Source organism: Hamadaea sp. NPDC051192 (genome assembly GCF_040682475.1).
In the GTDB taxonomy this organism is placed as follows: domain Bacteria; phylum Actinomycetota; class Actinomycetes; order Mycobacteriales; family Micromonosporaceae; genus Hamadaea; species Hamadaea flava.
On the sequence record NZ_JBFBAZ010000014.1, the window covers coordinates 83,508 to 101,349 of the forward strand.

At 69.8% G+C, this 17,842-nt stretch carries 21 protein-coding genes; 14 read left to right on the forward strand and 7 right to left on the reverse strand.

Annotated features, from left to right (window positions below):
- Positions 1-98 precede the first annotated feature (98 nt).
- On the forward strand, positions 99-428 hold the full coding sequence (locus AB0M47_RS09020; protein ID WP_363410802.1) for a DHCW motif cupin fold protein: 330 nt from the start codon (positions 99-101) through the stop codon (positions 426-428).
- 145 nt (positions 429-573) lie between these two features.
- Complete coding sequence (locus tag AB0M47_RS09025; RefSeq protein WP_363410805.1) at positions 574-1,143, forward strand: GNAT family N-acetyltransferase; 570 nt, start codon at positions 574-576, stop codon at positions 1,141-1,143.
- Positions 1,144-1,223: 80 nt separating this feature from the next.
- Here AB0M47_RS09025 and AB0M47_RS09030 read toward each other — a convergent pair whose 3' ends face one another.
- From AB0M47_RS09030 to AB0M47_RS09045, 4 genes are all read right to left on the reverse strand, one after another.
- On the reverse strand, positions 1,224-1,457 hold the full coding sequence (locus AB0M47_RS09030) for a hypothetical protein (protein ID WP_363410808.1): 234 nt from the start codon (positions 1,455-1,457) through the stop codon (positions 1,224-1,226).
- 22 nt (positions 1,458-1,479) lie between these two features.
- Positions 1,480-2,367 (reverse strand): GNAT family N-acetyltransferase, encoded by an 888-nt coding sequence (locus AB0M47_RS09035; RefSeq protein WP_363410811.1) that lies wholly within the window; start codon positions 2,365-2,367, stop codon positions 1,480-1,482.
- Between the two features lie 170 nt (positions 2,368-2,537).
- Positions 2,538-3,074, reverse strand: a complete 537-nt coding sequence (locus AB0M47_RS09040) for a dihydrofolate reductase family protein (RefSeq protein WP_363410814.1) — start codon at positions 3,072-3,074, stop codon at positions 2,538-2,540.
- A 37-nt stretch (positions 3,075-3,111) separates the two neighbouring features.
- On the reverse strand, positions 3,112-3,942 hold the full coding sequence (locus AB0M47_RS09045; protein ID WP_363410817.1) for a DUF1932 domain-containing protein: 831 nt from the start codon (positions 3,940-3,942) through the stop codon (positions 3,112-3,114).
- 108 nt (positions 3,943-4,050) lie between these two features.
- Between AB0M47_RS09045 and AB0M47_RS09050 the strand changes: the two genes are divergently transcribed.
- From AB0M47_RS09050 to AB0M47_RS09105, 12 genes are all read left to right on the forward strand, one after another.
- On the forward strand, positions 4,051-5,295 hold the full coding sequence (locus tag AB0M47_RS09050) for a 4-oxalomesaconate tautomerase (protein ID WP_363410820.1): 1,245 nt from the start codon (positions 4,051-4,053) through the stop codon (positions 5,293-5,295).
- The gene (locus tag AB0M47_RS09055) at positions 5,288-6,235 is read left to right on the forward strand and encodes a VOC family protein (protein ID WP_363410823.1); all 948 of its coding nucleotides are present in this window, start codon (positions 5,288-5,290) and stop codon (positions 6,233-6,235) included. The genes AB0M47_RS09050 and AB0M47_RS09055 overlap by 8 nt, the downstream gene beginning before the upstream one ends.
- A gap of 76 nt (positions 6,236-6,311) precedes the next feature.
- On the forward strand, positions 6,312-6,926 hold the full coding sequence (locus AB0M47_RS09060; RefSeq protein ID WP_363410826.1) for a GntR family transcriptional regulator: 615 nt from the start codon (positions 6,312-6,314) through the stop codon (positions 6,924-6,926).
- A gap of 155 nt (positions 6,927-7,081) precedes the next feature.
- A complete protein-coding gene (locus AB0M47_RS09065; protein ID WP_363410829.1) occupies positions 7,082-8,071 on the forward strand; it encodes an ABC transporter substrate-binding protein in 990 nt (329 codons plus the stop codon).
- 9 nt (positions 8,072-8,080) lie between these two features.
- Complete coding sequence (locus AB0M47_RS09070) at positions 8,081-8,911, forward strand: ABC transporter permease (RefSeq protein WP_363410832.1); 831 nt, start codon at positions 8,081-8,083, stop codon at positions 8,909-8,911.
- A complete protein-coding gene (locus AB0M47_RS09075; protein WP_363410835.1) occupies positions 8,908-9,687 on the forward strand; it encodes an ABC transporter permease subunit in 780 nt (259 codons plus the stop codon). The genes AB0M47_RS09070 and AB0M47_RS09075 overlap by 4 nt, the downstream gene beginning before the upstream one ends.
- 7 nt (positions 9,688-9,694) lie before the next feature.
- Positions 9,695-10,513: an ABC transporter ATP-binding protein gene (locus AB0M47_RS09080; RefSeq protein WP_363410838.1), complete on the forward strand. Its 819-nt coding sequence runs from the start codon at positions 9,695-9,697 to the stop codon at positions 10,511-10,513.
- Positions 10,514-11,203: a 4-carboxy-4-hydroxy-2-oxoadipate aldolase/oxaloacetate decarboxylase gene (locus AB0M47_RS09085; protein ID WP_363410841.1), complete on the forward strand. Its 690-nt coding sequence runs from the start codon at positions 10,514-10,516 to the stop codon at positions 11,201-11,203.
- Positions 11,200-12,213 (forward strand): amidohydrolase family protein, encoded by a 1,014-nt coding sequence (locus tag AB0M47_RS09090; protein WP_363410844.1) that lies wholly within the window; start codon positions 11,200-11,202, stop codon positions 12,211-12,213. Before AB0M47_RS09085 ends, AB0M47_RS09090 begins: the two co-directional genes overlap by 4 nt.
- Before the next feature lie 32 nt (positions 12,214-12,245).
- Positions 12,246-12,878 (forward strand): GntR family transcriptional regulator, encoded by a 633-nt coding sequence (locus AB0M47_RS09095; RefSeq protein ID WP_363410847.1) that lies wholly within the window; start codon positions 12,246-12,248, stop codon positions 12,876-12,878.
- A 169-nt stretch (positions 12,879-13,047) separates the two neighbouring features.
- The gene (locus AB0M47_RS09100; RefSeq protein ID WP_363410850.1) at positions 13,048-14,766 is read left to right on the forward strand and encodes a tannase/feruloyl esterase family alpha/beta hydrolase; all 1,719 of its coding nucleotides are present in this window, start codon (positions 13,048-13,050) and stop codon (positions 14,764-14,766) included.
- 194 nt (positions 14,767-14,960) lie between these two features.
- Positions 14,961-15,932 carry an ABC transporter substrate-binding protein gene (locus AB0M47_RS09105; RefSeq protein ID WP_363410853.1) on the forward strand — a complete coding sequence of 324 codons (972 nt, stop codon included), beginning with the start codon at positions 14,961-14,963 and terminating at the stop codon, positions 15,930-15,932.
- A 127-nt stretch (positions 15,933-16,059) separates the two neighbouring features.
- Here AB0M47_RS09105 and AB0M47_RS09110 read toward each other — a convergent pair whose 3' ends face one another.
- From AB0M47_RS09110 to AB0M47_RS09120, 3 genes are all read right to left on the reverse strand, one after another.
- On the reverse strand, positions 16,060-16,725 hold the full coding sequence (locus tag AB0M47_RS09110) for an SDR family NAD(P)-dependent oxidoreductase (RefSeq protein ID WP_363410856.1): 666 nt from the start codon (positions 16,723-16,725) through the stop codon (positions 16,060-16,062).
- A gap of 60 nt (positions 16,726-16,785) precedes the next feature.
- Positions 16,786-17,169: a hypothetical protein gene (locus tag AB0M47_RS09115; RefSeq protein WP_363410859.1), complete on the reverse strand. Its 384-nt coding sequence runs from the start codon at positions 17,167-17,169 to the stop codon at positions 16,786-16,788.
- A gap of 129 nt (positions 17,170-17,298) precedes the next feature.
- The gene (locus AB0M47_RS09120; RefSeq protein WP_363410862.1) at positions 17,299-17,685 is read right to left on the reverse strand and encodes a PH domain-containing protein; all 387 of its coding nucleotides are present in this window, start codon (positions 17,683-17,685) and stop codon (positions 17,299-17,301) included.
- Positions 17,686-17,842 lie beyond the last annotated feature (157 nt).

Below are 17,842 nucleotides of genomic sequence, written 5' to 3' on the forward strand. Positions count from 1 at the left end.
CTGTGGCTCCGGTCCCTGAGCCACAGCGGATCACGGATCGAGACGCCGAACTCCCCAGGCAAGCGCCCGATGGCCGGCATGCGTGGCATGATCACCAGATGCTCATCGACAAGATCCCCTTCGGGACGACCGACTGGGCGCAGGTGCCTGCTACCGAGCATCCCGGTGAGGCGGGAACCGCGACTTGGCGTACCCGCGAATTCGGTGATCTTCGTGTTCGGATGGTGGAGTACAGCGCTGGGTATCTCGCGGACCATTGGTGCACGAAGGGCCACATCCTGCTCGTGCTCTCCGGAACGTTGACGACGGAGTTGGCCGGCGGTCAGAAGGTGACCTTACAGGCCGGGAGCAGCTATCAGGTCGGCGACGACACCGAGGCCCACAGATCCAGTACCGCCACCGGTGCCACGCTGTTCATCGTCGACTGAAGCCGCGGCTCGAACCGCATCTTCGGGCTAGCCGACGACGCCTTTGCGGGCGAGGCGCTGCTCCGAAAAGGCGTCGTCACCCGGCCGCGGCGATGCCACAATCGGCCAGCACCATGATCGACTCGTCCGCGTCCTGGAGGTCCGCATGGACATTGCCTCGCTGCTGCCGATGACCACGAGCCGGCTGTCGCTGCGGCTCTTCACCCCCGACGACGCCGACGACTTGTACGCCTACCAGAGCCTGCTGAGCGTGGCGCGCTACCTGTACCGGCCCCCGCACACGCGGGAACGCAGCGAGCAGGTGGCCGCCGAGCGTGCGGCGCATACCTCTTGGCGCACCAATGGGGACAAGGTGGCGCTCGCTGTCTGCCGACGCGACGAGCCCGGCGTCCTCGGCGAGGTGACACTCACCCTGGCCGACGCCCGCGCCGCCCAAGCCGAGATCGGCTGGACCCTCGACCCACGCCATCAGGGCCATGGCTACGCGACCGAGGCCGCCGCGGCGCTGGCCGCGTTCGCCTTCGACACGCTTAAGGTGCATCGGCTCTACGCACGGCTGGACGTGGAGAACACCGGATCCGTCGGGGTCTGCGAGCGCCTCGGGATGCGCCGGGAGGCGCACCTCGTCGAGAACGACCTCGACGGGGAACGCTGGGGCAGCGAGTACATCTATGCGGCGCTGGCCGCGGACCTGTCGGTCATTCGGGCTGATTAGTCCGGTCCCGCCGTCGGTTCGTGACCTCCCAAACGGAGGAATCCCGGTAGGGCGGGTTCGCGCCGGTCAGGTGCACCGGCTCACCCGTCTCGTCCACCCAGAACCAGATGTTCTTCGGCGGCGCTGGCGGAGCTGGAGTCGAACGGGCCGAAACTCCGCGCCGGACCACCCTGCTCCGCAACGTGATTCAGCACGATGTCGTGGCTCGTCGCCATATCCGACGCGATGTCAGGCAGGTGGTCCGGCTCGCGACTGCAGGAGGCGACAAGGAGGATCGCCGCCGTCATCGCGGCGAGAAACACGGCGCGCGGCACGGACACTCGCACCTTTCCCGAGTCAGCGGACGAGGACGAGGTTGGCCATGTCCACGACCGGGTGATAGCCGAGCGCTGCGTAGATCTTGTTCGACGTCGGGTTCGCCTGATCGGTGAACAGGCACGCCCGCGCGCCTTCGGCGACGATCCGGCGCGACACCTCAGCGACGGCCGCGCTCGCCCAGCCGCGTCCACGCTGCTCCGGTGGCGTGTAGACCGGGCCGACCCGGGCCACGCCGTACGAGGGCGGGTTCGCGCCCGTCAGGTGCACCGGCTCACCCGTCTCGTCGACCCAGAACCAGATGTTCTTGGTGACCAGAGTTTGCAGGGTGCCCTCCCGATCCGGAGCCTCGTGGAAACTTGTTCCCCGCGGGCGACCGGCTTGCTCGTCGGCGTCCGCTCCGAAGGCCTCGTACCAGGCCTGAACGAGGTCGACGTCGTCCTCGGTGGCGCGGCGGAGTTCGCCGGGGACGCGCTTCGGCGGGATCAGGTCGCCGAGTTCGTGGAGCCGGGTGTGCTGGCCGACCTCGACCCGCCCGCTCTGGTGGCGTACCAGTTCGGTGGCGCACAGCTGGACGGCGGGCAGCGCTCCGTTGATCGCCGCGATCTCCTCGCCACGTTCGTGCAGCGCACGGCCCAGCGCTACAGCGGCTTCGTCCGGCATGGGCAACAGGAACGGCGGATGCGGCTCGAAGGGAGCCGTACGCATCCCAGCGCCGACCACCGCCCCGGACTCGTCGCGTACCACGAGCCACCAGTTGAGCTCCGGCTGTTCCTTGCCGGCGGCGAGCTGCGCGGCGGTCCGCTCGGCGAGCGTGGCCACCACGTTGCTGACCACCGGGTTCGCCGCGAGGTGGTCGCCGGCCGCGGCGAGGAACTCGGTCGGGTCGGTGAGGAACTCGAGCTGCATCCGCTCACGCTACCGAGCGGGCTGCGCCGTTCGCAGCCCGATGGGCGAGATGTTGATCTTCCTCGTCCGGCCCGCCGGGCGATCTCCGGTGGGCGGGATACCTTTCCCCTCGCCGGTTCGGTACGTGACCGTCCGGGAGTCAGGCCGTCACGGCAGGTAGGAGGCTGCGCCTACTTCCGCACGCGGAAGCGGAGCATCGTGACGGCGCCCGACTGGGTGTTGCTGAAGGGTTCCAGGTCGATCCGATCGAGGCTTGGCGGCGTGAAGCGTACGCCGTCGCCGAGCAGCACCGGCAGGACGTACACCAGGATCTCGTCGACGAGCCCGCGCTGCAGGCACTGGGCGGCCACGTCGGCACCGAGGATCTCCAGGTTCTTGCCGCCCGCGGCGCTGCGTGCCGTGGCAACGGCTTCCTCGACGTCACAGGTGAGGAACGTGACGCTGGGGTCCGGCTTCTCGGGAGGCTCGTGGGTGAGGACGAACTGTGCTCCGCCTTCGTAGGGCGCGTCCTGGTCGGCCATCCGCTTGGCGACCTCGTACGTGCCCCGGCCGACGAGCATGGCACCCGTCGCCGTCATGACCTCCGGGAACGTCTCCGCGGTCAGGTACTCGAAGATCCAGTCCATCGCGTGGTCGGGACCGGCGATGAACCCGTCCAATGACATCGCCCTGTTCACGACTACTTTGCCAGTGCTCGCATCGCTCATGGGTCTGCTCCAAGGAGTTTGAGGGCCCAGAGCCGAATCATAGACAGGTGGGGCCGTTCCCAGTCCCGAACCGCGTGACAGGCGGCGCGGCGAGGTCGGCGAGCCAGTCGCGACTGGCTCGGGTGACGCGGGCGGGCACGTCGAGAGAGTCGAGCAGCTCGGCGGCGGCCGCCATCTCGTGCTCTCGGCGTACGGCGTGGGCGATCGAGCCTTCGACCAGCCGGTCGAGGGTGGCCGCGCTGCTGCGGGCCAGTTCCTCGCGGATGTTGGCGGTCAGCCACTCCTCCAGCCCGGCGGCACGGGCTCCTTCGAGGGCCTCGATCACGGCCGCGGCCAGTCCTTTGTAGAAGACGCTGCGCAGGAGCTTACGGGTGGCGGCCGCGCCGATCGGGCCGTCGACGACGCTGACCGTCGCGCCGTACGCGCCAAGAGCTTCTGCATAGCGGACGGCTCCCGGGCCGCTGACTGCCATCGGCGTACGCAGGCCGTTGCCGGGCACCGGGGACAGCAGTGCGACGTCGACGACGTCCACCGCGCCGTCGGCCGCCATCGCGACCTGTTCCTTGCGTCGGGGTGAGGCGGTGTTCAGGTCGGCCCAGAGCACGCCCGGCCGGCAGCCCGGCAACCCTTGGGCCAGCGCGTCCAGCGCGTCGGCGGCGCTGTTGACGCTGAGCACGAGGTCGGCGTCGCGGCACGCCTCGGCGGCGTCGTCGGCTGCGCGCACACCGTCGGGAATCCGCAAGCCCGCTGTGCGTACCAGTGGATCGAACCCGGAGACCGCGGCGCCGGCGGCGGCGAGATCGGCCGAGATGTGCCCGCCCGCTTCGCCCAGGCCGAGCACCGCGATGCGGAGCGGTACGGCGGTCATGCGCATTCTCCCGAGTTTTCCTGGGCCGGAGCCGATTGTCAACAATTGTATTCGCAATCTGATTGACCTAGAGTTCGCCACAACCGTGACCCGGACGGAGATGAGATCATGAGTGCCGTACGGGCGGGCATCCCCGTCCTCATCATGCGCGGAGGCACCTCGAAGGGGGCGTATTTCCGCGCCGGAGATCTGCCCGCCGACCCCGCCGAGCGCGACCGGCTGCTGTTGCGCGTGATGGGTTCGCCCGACCCGCGCCAGATCGACGGCATCGGCGGCGCCCACCCGCTGACCAGCAAGGTCGCCGTGCTGAGCCGGTCCGACGACCCCGAGGCGGACATCGACTACCTGTTCCTCCAGGTGCAGGTGGACCAGCCGCGGGTCAGCGCCGAACAGCCGTGCGGCAACATCCTGGCCGGCGTCGGGCCGTTCGCCCTGGAGCGCGGCCTGGTCGAGCCGACCGGCGAGGTCACCCCGGTACGCATCCGGATGGTCAACACCGGCGCGTACGCGGTGGTGCACGTGCCGACCCCGGACGGCGTCGTCGAGTACGCCGGAACCACCGCGCTGAGCGGGGTGCCCGGGACGGCGGCGCGCCTGGTCGTGGAGTTCCGCGACACCGCCGGATCGGTCGCGCCCGCGCTGCTGCCGACCGGCCGGATCGTCGACGACCTCGACGGGACCGCCGCCACGCTGATCGACAACGGCATGCCGATCGTCGTGCTGAACGCCGCCGACCTCGGCGTCACCGGATACGAGTCGCCGAAGGACCTGGAGGCGGACGAAGCGCTGCGCGAGCGGGTCGAGAAGTTGCGGCTGATCGCCGGGCACCTGATGGGCCTGGGCGACGTGGCGGCCACGACGGTGCCGAAGATGTGCCTGGTCGCGCCGCCCGCGAACGGCGGGAGCCTGAGCACCCGCATGTTCATCCCGCACCGGGTCCACCAGTCGATCGGCGTGCTCGCGGCGGTGAGCGTCGCGACCGCCGCCGCCCTGCCCGGCAGCGTCGCCGCCGCCTACGTCGCCGCGGAAAGCCCGGCCCACGTCGCCGCGGAAAGCCCGGCCCACGTCGCCGCGGAAAGCCCGGCCCACGTCGCCACGGAAAGCCCGGCCCACATCGCCAAGAAAAGCACCGCCGACGTCGTTGAACACAGCGTCGCCAGGGAAAGCCACAGCACAGAAGTGCGCATCGAACACCCGACCGGCTGGTACGACACCGTCATCGACGTCACCGTCGACGGAGACGACGTGAAGGTCGGCCGGTCCGCCGTGGTCAGCACCGCCCGGCTGCTGCTGGACGGCATCGTATATCCAGCAGAGTATCCAGCTTCCCGAGGAGAAACACCCGATGACTGAGCCGATCCGGGACGTCGCCCACGTCTCCGCGGTGGAACTGTTCACCCCGGTCCTGGCCGAGAGCACGGCGTTCTTCGCCGACGTGCTGGCCCTGGAGGAGGTGTACCGGCACGGCGACAGCGTCTACCTACACACCTGGGACGACTACGAGTCGTTCACCGTCAAGCTGACCGCGCGCGACAAGGCGGGCATCGGGCGTACGTGGTTGCGGGCGCGCAGCCCGGAGGCGCTGGCCCGGCGGGTCACCGCGATCGAGGCGGCCGGGCTCGGCGAGGGCTGGAACTCCGACGAACCCGGGTACGGCGAGGTCTTCCAGTTCCACGACCCGGACGGCCATCCGTTCGGCATCTACTGGGACACCAAGCGATACGAGCCGTCGGACGCGACCCGGCCGGCGCTGAAGAACCAGGCGTCGCGGTTCCCCGGCCGGGGCGCGAACATCCGGCGGCTGGATCACGTCAACTACCTGGCCGCTCAGGTGGACGCCGCCGAGGGGTTCCTGGCCGACGTGATCGGCGCCCGGCCGAGCGAGCAGATCGTCAACGACGACGGCAGCAAGCAGGGCGTCTGGTACACCGTCTGCGACAAGTCGTACGACCTGGTCTACACGCGAGACTGGACCGGCACCGCCGGGCGGCTGCACCACATCGCGTTCGCCGCCGACACCCGCGAGGACATCCTGCGGGCCGCCGACGTCTGCCTGGAAGCCGGCGTCCACATCGAGACCGGGCCGCACAAGCACGCCATCCAGCAGACGTTCTTCCTCTACGTCTGGGAGCCCGGCGGCAACCGGATCGAGTTGTGCAACGCCGGCGCGCGGCTGCTGCTGGCCCCGGATCACCAGATGATCACGTGGACGCAGGCCGAACGCGCCAAGGGGCAGGCCTGGGGCTTGAAGACCATCGAGTCCTTCCACACGCACGGGACGCCACCCCTCTGATCCCCGCTGATCCCTGAAAGAACCCGCAGGACTCCGCCCACTGATCGCTGACAGAATCGCGTACAATCTGGAACCCATGAACGTGGCCGACCGTCTGCGCGCCGGAATCCTCGCGGGGGACTTCGTCCCGGGCCAGCGGCTCGTGGAAGCCGAGTTGTGCCACCAGTTCAACAGCTCGCGGGGCACGGTTCGCGCCGCGCTCGTCAACCTCACCCATGAGGGCCTGGTCGAACGCGTCGCGAACCGGGGCGCCCGGGTCCGCACGGTCACCGTCGAGCAGGCCGTCGCGATCACCGAGGTACGCCTCGCGGTCGAAGGGCTGTGCGCGTACCGGGCGGCGGTCAACGTCACCGACGCCCAGGTCGACGAGTTGACCGCGCTTGGCCGGCAGATGCGCGACGCCGTACGGTCCGGCGAGATCATGGCGTACTCGAATCTCAACTCGGTACTGCACGAGACGGTCGGCGCCATCGCCGGACAGCCGGTCGCCGCCGACGTGCTGGCCAACCTGCGCGCCCGCAACGTCCGCCACCAGTTCCGGCTGGCGCTACGCCCGGGGCGGCCGCAGGTGTCGCTGCCGGAGCACCTCGCGATCATCGAGGCCATCTGCGCCCGCGATCCCGAGGCCGCCGAGCGGGCCGCCCGGCGGCACGTCGCCGGCGTCATCGCTGCGCTGCGTGAGCAGGTCTAACCCGCCGCACAGAGGATCTTGTGTCGGCTCCGTTACAGCCTTGATAAGAATGTGTGCTGGATCGTCTTCAAAAATGTCAACAATGTGGCTAGGGTGATGGGCCAAGTGTTCGGTCACCGAGTCCCCAAGGGGCCCGAGTCTTCATAGGAGTTCCGATGCAAGACAGCATCACGCGCGTCACCTTGACGCGTCGGGGGGCGCTCACCGCCTTCGCCTTGGCTCTGCCCCTCGCGGCCTCCGCCTGCGGCGAGGACACCCCGTCGACCTCCAGCTCCGGCGGCGGCACCACGACCGTCAAGGTCGGTGTCATCTCGATCATCGACGTCGCCCCGATCTACCTCGGCGTCAGCAAGGGCTTCTTCAAGGACGCGGGGCTGGACCTGAAGCTGGAGACCGCCTCCGGCGGCGCGGCCATCGTGCCCGCGGTCGTCGCCGGGCAGTACCAGTTCGGCTTCAGCAACACCGTCTCGCTGCTGCTGGCCAGCTCCAAGGGCCTCAAGCTCAAGGCCGTCGCGGCCGGCGTCAGCACCGTCGGGACCGAGGGCAAGGACTTCGGCGCCGTCGTGGTCAAGGCCGACAGCCCGATCAAGACCGCGGCCGACCTGGCGGGCAAGAAGATCGCGGTCAACACGCTCAACAACATCAACACGACCACGGTCAACGAGGTGGTACGCAAGGCGGGCGGCGACCCGTCCAAGATCACGTACGTCGAGCTGGGGTTCCCCGACATCGTCGCGGCGATCGCGAAGGGCGACGTCGACGCCGGGCAGGTCGTCGAGCCGTTCCTCACCACCGCAACGCAGGCCGGCAACCGGCAGGTCGTGTCCAACTACGCCGGCACCGACCCGAACCTCACCGTCGCGGCGTACTTCACCTCGGCGGACTACGCGAGCAAGAGCCCGAAGGTCGTCGAGTCGTTCAAGACCGCCATGACCAAGTCCCTCACGTACGCCAACGAGCACCCCGACGAGGTGCGCGCCATCCTCGCCACCTACACCAAGATCGACGCGAAGGTGAGCGCCGCCGTCGTCCTGCCCCGCTGGACCGGGCAGATCGACCAGGCGTCCGTGGCCAAGCTCGCCGAGCTGGCCCAGAAGGACGGCTTCCTGACCGCCACCCCCGACATCGCGGCCCTGATCGGCTGATCGAGCGTCATGTCCCTCCCCGCGACGACGTCGAGTCCGGTGGCCGGGCGGAAGTTCCGTCCGGCCACCGGCCGCCGAACCGATCTGTTCCTGGGCGCGCTCGGTCTGATCTGCGTACTGCTGCTGATCGAGATCGTGTCCCGCACCGGCTTGGTCGACTCCCAGTTCCTGCCACCCGCCAGCCGCATGGGCGCGGCCCTGGTCACCGATCTGGGCCAGCGTGACTTCTGGGTCGCGTTCGGCCAGACCGTCCGCGGCTGGGCGATCGGCCTCGCCCTCGCGATGCTGCTGGGCATCGCGGTCGGCGTGGTCGTGGGCAGCGTCCCGTTCCTGCGCCGGGCGACCGCGTCCACCATCGAGTTCCTGCGCCCGATCCCGTCGGTCGCGCTCATCCCGCTCGTCGTGCTCATCTACGGCAGCCAGCCGCAGTCGGCGCTGATCCTCGTGGTGTACGCGTCGTTCTGGCAGATCCTGGTGCAGGTGCTCTACGGCGTCGCCGACGTCGACCCGGTGGTCCGCGACACCGCGCACTCCTACCGGTTCACGCGCTGGACGGTGTTCCGCACCGTCGTCTGGCCCACCGCGCTGCCGTACGTGGTCACCGGGTTCCGGCTGGCCGCCGCGGTCGCGTTGGTCCTGGAGATCACCGCCGAACTGGTCATCGGCGTACCTGGGCTGGGGCAGATGATCGGCGTCGCCCAGTCGTCGGCGGCCGTGCCCGAGACGTACGCCCTGGTCATCGTGGTCGGCCTGATCGGCGTGGTCGTCAACGTGTTCGCCCGCCGCGTCGAACGGCACGTCCTGCGGTGGCACGCCTCGGTGCGGAAGGACCTGTCGTGAGAAAAGTCGTCGTAGGACTGCTGTTCGCGGTCGGCCTGCCGATCCTGCTGATCGCCGGCTGGTGGGTCGTCTCCGACGGCTCGACCAGCTTCTTCTGGCCGCCGCTGGCCGAGATCGTGCGGGTGTTCCCCAAGACCTGGCAGGGCGACCGGATCACCGCCGACGTGCTGCCCAGCCTGGCCCGGCTCGGCCTCGGCTACGCGATCGCGCTGATCTGCGGCATCGGCATCGGCGCGGCCATCGGCCTCAACCCTCGGCTGCGCGCCTTCGCCGAGCCGACGCTGGAGTTCTTCCGGGCCATCCCGCCGCCCGTGCTGATCCCGGTGATCGCCCTGTTCGCCGGCTACACCGGCTGGACGGCCAAGGTCGTCACCATCGCGCTGGGCTGCCTGTGGCCGATCCTGCTCAACGCGGTCGAAGGCGTACGCGGGCTGGACGAGGTGCTGCTGGACACCGCGCGGTCCTACCGGCTGCGGCGGCGTACGCGGCTGCTGAACGTGGTGCTTCGCGGGGCCAGCCCGCAGATCGCCGCCGGCGCCCGGCAGGCGTTGTCGATCGGCGTGATCCTCATGGTCGTCAGCGAGCTGTTCGGGGCCAACCGCGGGCTCGGCGCGTCCATCGTGCAGTTCCAGCGCTCGTTCGCCATCCCGGAGATGTGGACCGGCATCATCCTGCTCGGCCTCATCGGATTCCTGTTGTCGGTGGTCTTCCGCTTCGTCGAGCACCGCAGCCTAGCCTGGTACCGCGGCCTGCGCCGCACGGACCGGAGATTGTGAGTTCTCGATGTCCACAGTCCTCACCGAAACGGTCGCGCTGGACGTCAGCGGCCTGCGCAAGACCTACGAAGGACACGGCGAACCGGTCGAGGCCATCCGCGACCTGACCTTCGAGGTACGCCGCGGCGAGCTGGTCTGCGTCGTCGGCCCCTCCGGCGCGGGCAAGACCACCCTGCTGCGCTGTGTCGCCGGGCTGCTCGGCAGCTCCGCCGGGCAGGTCACCCTCGACGGCGCGGCCGTCACCGGCCCGCCCGCCGGGATGGCGGTCGTCTTCCAGGAATACGGCCGCAGCCTGTTCCCCTGGCTGACCGTACGCCAGAACGTCGAGCTGCCGTTGAAGGAGAAGCGGGTGCCACGCGCCGATCGGCAGCGCCTGGTGGACGAGGCCCTGGCCGCCGTCGGGCTGTCCGACAGCGGCAGAGCCCATCCGTGGCAGCTGTCCGGCGGCATGCAGCAGCGGGTCGCCATCGCCCGCGCGGTCGCGTACGAGCCGTCGGTGCTGCTGATGGACGAGCCGTTCGCCGCCGTCGACGCGCAGACCCGGGCCGACCTGGAAGACCTCGTCCGGTCGTTGTGGAAGCGGCTCGGCGTCACCGTCCTGTTCGTCACGCACGACATCGACGAGGCGGTCTACCTGGCGCAGCGGGTGCTGGTGCTGTCCAACCGGCCGACCGTCGTCCTCGAAGACGTCGCGATCGACCTGCCCGACGAGCGCGACCAGATCCAGACCCGGTCCATGCCGCGCTTCGCCGAGCTGCGCCGCCACGTGTACGAACTGATCCAGCTGGCCAAGAAGGGCCACCGGCCGGGAACCGAGGGAGTCTAGATGCCGCTCGTCGTCCGCAACACGCCCCGGACCGCACTGGACATCGTGGACGGACTGGGCGCCTGCGGGGTCGCCACCGTCCACGAGGCACAGGCCCGCACCGGGCTGCTGCATCACCGCCTGCGCCCGGTGTACGCCGGGGCGGCCGTCGCCGGGACCGCGCTCACCTGCACCGTCGCCCCCGGCGACAACTGGACCATCCACGTGGCCGTCGAACAGGCCCGGCCCGGCGACGTGCTCGTGGTGACGCCGACCAGCCCGTGCACCGACGGCTACCTCGGCGACCTGCTCGCCGAAAGCCTGCGGGCACACGGCGTACGCGGGGTGGTCATCGACGCCGGCGTCCGCGACGTGCGCAGCCTCACCGAACTGCGGTTCCCGGTGTGGTCGGCGGCGGTGTCCGCCCAGGGCACGGTCAAGCAGACCCCCGGCGACTGCCAGGTCCCGATCGTCGTCGCGGGCGCCCTGATCCACCCCGGAGACGTCATCGTCGCCGACGACGACGGCGTGGTGTGCGTACCCCGGGCGGACGCGAAACAGGTGCTGGCCAAGGCCGAGGCCCGCGTCGCCAACGAGGCCGGCAAACGCGCCCGCCTCGCCTCCGGCGAACTGGGCCTCGACATGTACGCCATGCGCGAAGACCTGGCCGCCAAGGGACTGGTCTACGAGGACTGGACGGAGCAGCAGTGATCATCGACTGCCACGGGCACTACACCACCGCCCCGGCGGCCCATTCCGAGTGGCGGGAGGACCAACTGCAGGCCTTCCTGACCGGCCGGCCCCAGTCGGCGTACCCGTCGATCTCCGATGACGCGATCCGCGAGAGCGTCGAGACCAACCAGTTGCGCCTGTTGCGCGAGCGCGGCGCGGACCTGACCATCTTCTCGCCGCGTGCCTCGGCCATGGGCCACCACGAGGGCGACCTGGCGACGGGCATCGCCTGGGCGCGGGCCTGCAACGACCTGATCGCGCGGGTGACCGAGCTGTTCCCGGAGTCGTTCGCGGGTGTGTGCCAGCTGCCCCAGTACGCCGGCGAGCCGCTCGACGCCGCGGTTGCCGAACTGCGGCGCTGCGTCGACCTGGGGTTCGTCGGGCTGAACCTGAACCCCGACCCGAGCGGCGCGCGGTGGACCTCGCCGCCGTTGACCGATCCCTACTGGTTCCCGCTGTACGAGGCGATGTGCGAGCTGGACGTGCCGGGCATGGTGCACGTCTCGGCCAGCTGCACACCGGTCTTCCATGCGACCGGCGCGCACTACCTCAACGCCGACACGACCGCGTTCATGCAGTTGCTGCAGGGCGACCTGTTCGCCACGTTCCCGCAGCTGCGGCTGATCATCCCGCACGGCGGCGGCGCGGTCCCCTACCACTGGGGCCGCTACCGGGGCCTGGCCGACATGCTCGGCAAGCCGCCGCTGGCCACGCACCTGATGAACAACGTCTTCTTCGACACCTGCGTCTACCACCAGCCCGGCATCGACCTGCTGTTCGAGGTGATCGGGCTGGACAACATCCTGTTCGGCTCGGAGATGATCGGCGCCGTGCGCGGCATCGATCCCACGACGGGGCACCACTTCGACGACACCAAGCGATACGTCGACGCGCTGCCGCTGACCGACGCCGAACGCGCGCAGGTCTACTCCGGCAACGCCCGGCGGGTCTACCCACGCCTGGAAGCCCGGCTGACGTCTACGCTATGAGAGTTGCACCGGGACGGGAGGGGTCGCGCGTCGTGCGTACTGAGGAGCCAGAGGTCGCCATCGCCGACCAGATCCGGGCGGCGATCCTGGCCGGGGACTTCGCGCCGGGGCAACGGCTGGTCGAGGCCGAGCTGTCGGCTCGGTACGACGCCAGCCGGGGCACCGTCCGCTCGGCGCTGATCGACCTGACCCACGCCGGGCTCGTCGAACGCATCGCCAACGTCGGCGCCCGGGTGCGTACGGTCAGCGTCGAGGAGGCCATCGCCATCACCGAGGTGCGCATGGTCGTGGAAGGACTGTGCGCGGCCAAGGCCGCCGAACGCGTCACCGACGCCGAGGCCGCGGAACTGCGCGCCCTCGGCCGGCGGATGACCGAGGCGGTCAAGGGCGGCGAGATGATGGTCTACTCGCAGCTCAACACCACGCTGCACGACCGCATCTGCGAGATCGCCGCCCAGCCGGTCGCCGCCGAGGTCCTGGCCAACCTGCGCGCCCGCAACGTGCGGCACCAGTTCCGGCTCGCGCTGCGGCCCGGCCGCCCGCAACGGTCGCTGCCCGAACACCTCGCCATCATCGACGAGGTCTGCTCGCGCAGCCCCGAGGCCGCCGAACGCGCGGCCCGGCGGCACGTCGCCAGCGTCATCGACGCGCTGCGCGAGATCTAACCCCACATCCACTCGTACGCCGATCGGCCTGGCCGGATCGGCCTCCTTGCGTTGCGCCGTAACGGCTCCGGTTAAGCGCACAATTTTGTCGTGCAGATTGCTTTACATATTGTTGACATTCTGCGTATGGTCGCCGTCATCCGCTCCGCTCGATAGAGAAGGAGGCCCGATGCGTACACCCATCTCCGTCGGCCTGATCGCGGTCCTCACCGCTGTCACCGTCGTGTTCGGACCCGGCGCCTCGGCGGGCCGCCCGGCCACCGCCGACGGCCTGGCCGACCTACCCGCCCTGTCCCCCGTCCTGGCCTGCGCCGACGTGCCCGGGCTCGACCTGACCGGGGTGACCGACGCCCCGGTGACGATCCGGTCGGCGACCGTCGTCGGCGGCAACTGCGAGGTGCAGGGCACCATCGCCCCGGCCGACACCATCGTGCTGCGCCTGCCGGTCGACGGCTGGACCCAGCGCTACGTGCAGACCGGCTGCGGCGGGCTGTGCGGCAACGCCCGCATCTCCTATCCGCAGGCGGCGACCTGCCCGGTCATCGCCGACGGCACCGTCGCCAGCGCCACCACCGACATGGGCCACCAAGGCCTCAACGACGGCTCCTGGGCGGCCGGCAACCCGCAGGCGCAGATCGACTTCGCGTACCGGGGCGTGCACGTCACCGCGCAGGTCGCCAAGGCCGTCATCACCCGCTTCTACGGGCACGCACCCCGCTACTCGTACTTCACCGGCTGCTCCGACGGCGGGCGCGAGGCGCTCATGGAGGCGCAGCGCTATCCGCACGACTTCGACGGCATCGCCGCCGGCGCGCCGGCCAACAACATGGTCGTGCAGAACACCTTCCACCACGGCTGGAACGTCGTGACCAACAAGGACGCCGCCGGGAACTTCATCCTGCTGGCCGACAGGCTGCCGCTGATCCACCAAGCGGTGCTCGACGCGTGCGACCGGCTCGACGGGGTCGCCGACGGCGTACTGGACGATCCGCGGCAGTGCCGGTTCGATCCCGCCACCCTGATCTGCCGGGCCGGACAGGCCGCCTCGACCTGCCTGTCCACCGCCGAAGCCGGCGTCGTCCGCCGCCTGCACGACGGCGCGGTGGACGCCCAGGGCCGCCGGCTAGAGGTCGCCATCGCGCACGAGTGGGGCTCCGAACTGGACTGGACCCTGTTCGTGCCGACCGCGCAGGGGCAGACCGTGGCCAGCGAGAACTTCGCCCTGTCCTACCTGCGCTACCTGCGCGACCCGAACCAGGCCGACCCGGCGTACCAGCTGTCCGACCTGGACTTCACCGTCGAGTCGTTCTGGCGCGTCGTGCAGTCGTCGTCCTACATGGCCGCGATGGACCCGGACCTGTCGGCGTTCCAGCGCGGCGGCGGCAAGCTCGTGCTCTGGCACGGCTGGAACGATCAGCACATCTCGCCGCAGACCACGTTGGCGTACTACGACGCGATGCGCGAGACGATGGGGCAGCGCACCGTCGACCGGTTCGCCAAGCTGTTCCTGTTCCCCGGAATGGCGCACTGTGGCGGCGGCGCCGGGCCGAACACGTTCGACGTCCTCACCCCCGTGATGGCGTGGGTCGAGAGCGGACGGACGCCGTCGGCGATCGTCGCGTCCACCGTGGCCGACGGCACGGTCACCCGCACCCGCCCCGTGTACGCGTACCCGGCCGTCGCCCGCTATGACGGCACCGGCAGCACCGACGACGCGGCGAACTTCGTCCCCGTGACTCCGCGTCACCAGCCGGCCGACGACTACACCTGGGTCGGGCAACGCCTCTACTCCCACGGCTATCAGACCTGGTGCACCGCGTACGGGACGGATCTGGTCTGCCGCCCGGCGGACACCTGGCTGACCCGCCGGCAGCGAGTGACGGCCTGACCGGCTCCTTTCGGTGGCCCCGGCCGAGCTTCCGGCCGGGGCCACCCGTCACTTCGCCCCACGTAACGACCCCATCGCCGAGGCGGGCCACCCGCTGCGGGCGAGACGGCCGCCCGCTTCGCACCCGGCGATTGTCGTAAGGATTGATGACGATCTTGCGCCCGCCGGTGCCAGACTCCGCCATGAGGTTTCCCATGACCACGACAAGGACCACGAGAAGACAGTTGTCCCGGCTCGCCCTCGCCAGCCTGGCCGCCCCGGTGCTCGCAGCGTGCGGCGCCGGCGAGGACGAGACCTCGCCGTCCGGCACACCGGACAAGGTGACCGTCGGCATCGTGCCGATCATCGACGTCGCCCCGATCTACCTGGGCAAGGAGCGCGGCTACTTCAGCAAGCGCGGCATCGACCTGACCCTGACGCAGGCACAGAGCGGCGCGGCGGTGCTGCCCGGCGTCGTCAGCGGCGAGTTCTCCTTCGGCTTCAGCAACATCGTCTCGCTGATGCTGGCGCAGGCCAAGAACACCGCCGTCAAGGCGGTCGCCAACGGGGTCAACACCACCGGTGAGCCGAGCCATGACTTCTCCGGCCTGATCGTCAAGGACCCGAAGATCAAGTCCACCAAGGACCTGGAAGGCAGGACGGTCGCGACCAACGCGCTGAAGAACATCGTGGACACCTCGGTGAAGGAGATCGTCCGCAAGGACGACGGCGACTGGCGCAAGATCAAGTTCGTCGAGATGCCGTTCGCCGACATGGCCGCCGCCCTGGCGGACGACAAGATCCAGGCGATGTTCGTCGTCGAGCCGTTCCTGTCCGCCGCCCGCGCCAAGGGCTGGCGCAGCCTCGGCTCCTTCGCCGACGTCGACCCCAAGCTGTGCGTCGCGCTCTACTTCACCTCGACGCAGCTCGCCGTCCAGAAACCCGACCTGGTCCACCGGTTCGCGCTGGCCATGGCCGAATCCCTCGAGTACGCCGACAGCCACGCCAACGCCGCGCGCCAGATCGTGACCACCTACACGAAGATCAAGATCGAGCAGGTCGCCGCGATGACGCTGCCCCGCTGGCTGACCGACATCGACCGGACCTCCATCGAGACGATGAGCGGAGTCCTGGTGTCGACCGGGCTGCTCGCCGCGCCGGCCAACATGAACGTCCTGTTGCCGTGACGTCCTGCCGCGGTGGCGTCTGCAGCAGGGGCGTCTGCTGCGGTGACGTCTGTAGCAGGGGCGTCTGTAGCAGGGGCGTCTGTAGCAGGGGCGTGTGCAGCAGGGGCGTCTGCTGCGGGGACCGGCGTCAGGCGAAGCCGTAGACCGGAATGATCGCCCCGTTGATCGGCCAGGCCTCCTCGGAGCACAGGAACGCGATCACCTTCGCGACGTCCTCCACCGGGACGGCCTTGGCCATCGCCCGGTCCGGGATCACCGCCCGGTTCGCCGGGGTGTCCAGCAACGCCGGCATCACCGCGTTCACGCGTACGCGGGAAGACTTGAGCTGCTCGGCGACCAGCCCGGTCAGGCGCACCACCGCGGCCTTCGACAGCGAATAGGCGACCGGGTCCAGGCCGGTGACCGCCGACCGCGATCCGACGTTGACGATCGCGCCGCCGTGCTTGGCCAGCCGGGGCGCGGCCGCCTGACTGGTCCACAGCGCGGTCGCGACGTTGATCTCGGTCGCCGCCGCCAGATCCTCCTCGGTGACGTCGGCCAGCGAGCCCGGGAAGTAGCCGCCCGCGATGTTGACCAGCGCCCGGGTGTCGCCGAGTTCGTCGATGCGGCCCCACGCCTCGTGCACCGCCCGGCGATCGGTCAGATCGACCTGCAACGCGTGTACGCCCGCCAGCGTCTGCTGCGGCTTGGACCGGTCCAGCGCCACCACCTCGGGCGTACGCCGGGCCAGCTCCGCCACGACGGCCCGCCCCAACGCGCCCTGCGCACCCGTCACGACAACCAGATCAGCCATCCGCCCATTGTCGCGTACGCCCCGAGCCCCCGTCAGGACGGTCGTCGAGGCGACCCGGAATCAGAGCTCCTCGTCCAGCAGGCCCAGCATCGAACGGGTCGCCGTTGGCGCGTCCGAGCTGTCCAGTCCCAGGACCTGGGCTGCCGAAACACCGGCCACCGAAACGGTCACCACCGGGACAGCCGCGACAGGCACGGCCGGCAGCGCTGGCCGGGGCATCGACAGCCGGACCACTTCTCCCGCGTGGATCGCGGTCGGGCAGGGCGACGGCCGCCCGCACCGTCCGCACGGCTCGGCCGCCCCGGCGGGCACGTGCGCCTGGGCGAGGGCCAGCGCGGTCGTCGCCACGATGCTCCTACGCAGGAACAACGGGCCGTCCGGCGGCGGCTCGTACGAGACCTCGCCCAGTCCAGGCCCGTCCTGCCGGTGCTCCACGCGCTCCACGCCCGCCTCCTTCGGTCGGCATCACCGTCGGGTCTAACCGCCGACCATGGCCGCAGGACTTGCGTCGCGCGCAAATTCCATCTCGCGCGCGTCTCCCGCATTGCGGGGCAACCGCCGTGACCTGGGCGGTCAGCTTCTCGAGCAGATGTAGAACAGGATGACGTTGTGGACGTGCTGGCCCTTGTTCACCCCGCGGAAGTCCATCTCGTAGGTGTGCGTGCCCACGTTGATCGCGATGGACGAGCTGGAGTAGAACGACCCGGCCCACGACTTGTTGCTCACGACGCTGACGCTGGTGATCTTCGAGTAGGGGACGCTCGTCAGCGCGACCTTCTTGCCGACGAAGGACTTGTCCTGGATGATCACGCGCCGATCGGTGAGCCCGAGGAAGCCGGTGCCGATGCCGGTCGCGTCATAGACGGCCAGGACCTTCTCCCCCTCCATCAGACCACTCTGGATCTGCCGCAGCTGATCCTCCCGATCGAACGGCACCGCGTCGGTCTGCTGCCGGGTCATGATTCGAACCTCCCTGTGTCGATCAAGCCCAGGGTAGGTGCAGCGGCCAACCCCCTGCCGAACCCGTTGATCATGGGGTTTCCGGCTCCGACGCGCCGTCGACACCACAGTTAACTCCATGATCAACGGGGTGGGTTGGGGTGGGGGCGGGGTGGGG